We start from the raw sequence: 3,199 nt of genomic DNA, 5'->3' as shown, positions 1-3,199 counted from the left end.
GTACCCCTCGCGGGTCAACGCTCGGGCCAAAGGTTCGGCAATGGCAGGGTCGTCCTCGGCCAAGACCACATGCGTCATACGGTCATGGTGCCACACCAGGTGCTCCCCACCGGAGCGACGAGCCGACTCCGGGCGGACGAGCGGTACCGAGGCGCCGAACGAGCCCCGGCACGGCCGCGTGGACCACGCCGAGCCCTGTGCAGGGCAGGTCGCCCACATCGGCGCGGGGCCCGTCGGGGTGGCGCACCCCGCGACCCCGCACCGTGCACGCATGCGCTTCACGCTCCAGCACGTCGGCGAGGTGGAGGTCCCCGACCGGATCAGCGTGCGGGCGGCCCGGTCAGGGCTGGCCGCGATCACCGGGATCGGGGCGCTCGGTACGGCCGCGCTCAGCATCGACGGCCTCCTCCTGGACGACGGGCAGCTCGCAGGAGCCGAGCCGTGGGTGCCAGGGAGCGTCCTGCAGGTGGGGCGCCCGGGCGGGCCGGTCGCCCCCGACCCCGCCCGGCAGGCCCTTCGGACGGACTGGCACCTGGCCGTGGTCGCCGGTCCGGCCACCGGAATGGTGGCCGTGCCCGGACCCGACGGACAGGTCGAGATCGGGCGCCGGGTGCAGCGCGCGGAGGGGGTGCACGAGCCGGCCGGCCACCTCCTGGTCGACGACCCCCTCATGTCCCCGCGCCACGCACGCGTGGTCGCCTCGACACGGGGATGGACGGTGCGCGACCTGGGCTCGGCGCACGGCACCCGGCTGCGCGAGGCGCGCTGGTGGCCCGGCCACGTGCGCGGGCGGCGAGGCCGCCGCGTCCGGCTCGGCACCGCGATCCTCCTCGGCTCGACGGAGATCGTGGTCCGCCGGGTGGCGACGCCCGTCGACGCCCCCGCTGCCGCTCGGGCCCCGGCAGCGACCCGAGCTCCGACGGTGACCTGGCTGGCGCCCGCGATCGTCTCGCTCGCCCTTGCCGTCGTGCTGCGCAGCGCCATCCCCCTCCTGCTCGGGCTCAGCGCCGTGCTCCCCGGGCTGCTCGGCGCGCGGAGGGAGCGCGTCGCTCCTGCCGACCACCGCGAGCCCTCCTGGCCCGACCCGGCGGCGAGCGCGATCCGGGCGGCCGCCTGCGCAGGCGAGCGGGCGACGCAAGCGCCGAGAGGGCGGCGGCGGGAGGCGACGTGGCGCGCGTCCTCGGCCACCGGCACGCCGGACCTCGCGCCGACGAGCGCCGGGTGGGAGCACCTGCGGGAAGCGATCGCGGTGGTCGGGCCCCGCGACCGCACTCTCCCGTTGGCCCGGTCCCTGGTGGGCGCGGCGATCGCCGAGCCCGACCTCGTGGTCGGATTCGCCCTGGGTCCGGGCGCCGGAGGCGACTGGGAGTGGTGCCGCTGGGTCGAGGACAGCTCGACCGGCCGAGCCCTAGCTCGGCCGGACGGGTCCCCGGCGGCCTCCGGCGACGCCGGCCGAGCCCGAGGTCGGCCTGACGGTTCCCCGGTGACCTCCGGCACCGCCGGGCGAACCCTCCTGGTCGCCGACGGAGCCGACCGGTCCGTCACGGACCGGTGGTCCTTGGCCCGCGCAGGGTCGACCGGCGCCGTGCTGCTCGTCGCAGAGGAGTCGGCGGTCCCCGCCTGGTGCGGGTGGATCGTGGACGAGTCCGGTCGCATGCGACGCACCGGCGCCGCAGCATCCACGGGTGGCTCCGGGGCGGGACCCGGGCCGGTGTCCGGAGCGGGCCGGGAGTGGGCGGAGGCCCTGGGACGGCGGGTAGCGGCACGCGACCACCGGCTGCGGCACGCCGACGACGAGCTTCCGCGCCGGGTCGGGTTGCTCGACCTCGGCGCTCCCGCCGATGCCGACGCGATCGCCACCGCCTGGGCCGGGCACAGCGGGCCCCTTCGGGCCCTCGCCGCGAGGATCGGCGTCGACGGCTCCGGCCCGACGAGCCTCGACCTGCTGGGGGACGGACCGCACCTGCTCGTCGCGGGGACCACCGGGGCCGGGAAGTCCGCCCTGCTCCAGTCCCTGGTGCTCGACCTGGCCCTTCGCCACCCGCCCGATCTCCTGATCATGGTGCTCGTCGACTTCAAGGGAGGGGCGGGCCTCGGCCCGTGCCGCGGACTGCCGCATGTGGTCGGTGAGGTGACCGACCTCGACGCTGCGCTCGCCGCCCGCGCGCTGGACGGCGTGCGGCGCGAGCTCCGGCGCCGCGAGGGTCTGCTCCGCGAGGCAGGTGTCGGGGACCTGGAGTCCCTGCGGGCCCTGGGCAGCACACCACCGCGGATCCTGGTGGTGGTGGACGAGCTCCGCGCGCTGCGGGACGACCTCCCCGACGTGCTCCCCGCGCTCATCCGACTTGCCGCCCAGGGGCGCTCGCTCGGCATCCACCTCGTCCTGGCGACGCAACGTCCTGCCGGCGCCGTCGACGCGCAGGTCCGGGCCAACGTCGGGCTGCGGGTCTGCCTACGGGTGACCGACCCCGCCGAGTCGCTCGACGTCCTCGACGTGCCCGATGCGGCCGGCCTGCCGAGCGATCGGCCGGGCCGGGCCGTGATCCGGCGAGGGCACTCCTCCCCGGTCGTCGAGCAGACGGCCTGGGCTGCCCTCGCACCGGTGACGACCACGGCCCGCTGGCTGGGCCGATCCTCACCCGCCCACCCGGACCGCGCGACCATGTCGGGAGGGAGCGGTGCGGCACCCGAGCCGGGCACCGAGCGGGGCACCGAGCCGGGCACCGAGCGGGGCCAGGCGCGGCTGCTGGTCGATCCGGTGCCCGGGCTCGTCGAGGCCGCTCGGCGGGTGGCCGCGGGACGGCCCGCCCCGAACCCGCTCTGGTCCCCGCCGCTCCCCGCCCTCGTGACCGACGACTGCCTGAGGTCGAGCGCCGGCGACCTGCCGCAGGGAGCGCTTCCCCTCGGGCTCCTCGACGTCCCGGGGCGGCTCGTGCACGGCATGGCCACCTGGCGACCGCGCGACGGGGCCCTCCTCGTGGTGGGCGGACCCGGATCGGGCCGGAGCACGACCGTGCGCACCCTCAGCCGCTCGGCCCGCCGCGCAGGTCTCCGCGTGCACCTGGTCCGGGGCCGCCCCGCTGCGGGTGGAGGGGCCGAGCCCGTGAGCTCAGCCGGCGCCGGGGCCGCGCCGGAAGCAGGGCTCGCGCCGCAAGCCGGCGCCGCGGCGGAAGCAGGGGTCGCGCCGCAACACGGCGCC

The 3,199-nt window shown here is 77.6% G+C and carries 1 protein-coding gene; it reads left to right on the top strand.

The genetic code is table 11. The annotated features are described in order from the left end of the window. Positions 1-271: 271 nt before the first annotated feature. On the top strand, positions 272-3,199 hold a 2,928-nt coding region (locus ABWK99_RS15085), incomplete at its 3' end, for an FtsK/SpoIIIE domain-containing protein (RefSeq protein ID WP_372595516.1).

The organism is Actinotalea sp. (genome assembly GCF_041597215.1).
Lineage (GTDB): Bacteria > Actinomycetota > Actinomycetes > Actinomycetales > Cellulomonadaceae > Actinotalea.
This window is presented reverse-complemented; position numbering and strand designations above follow the sequence as displayed.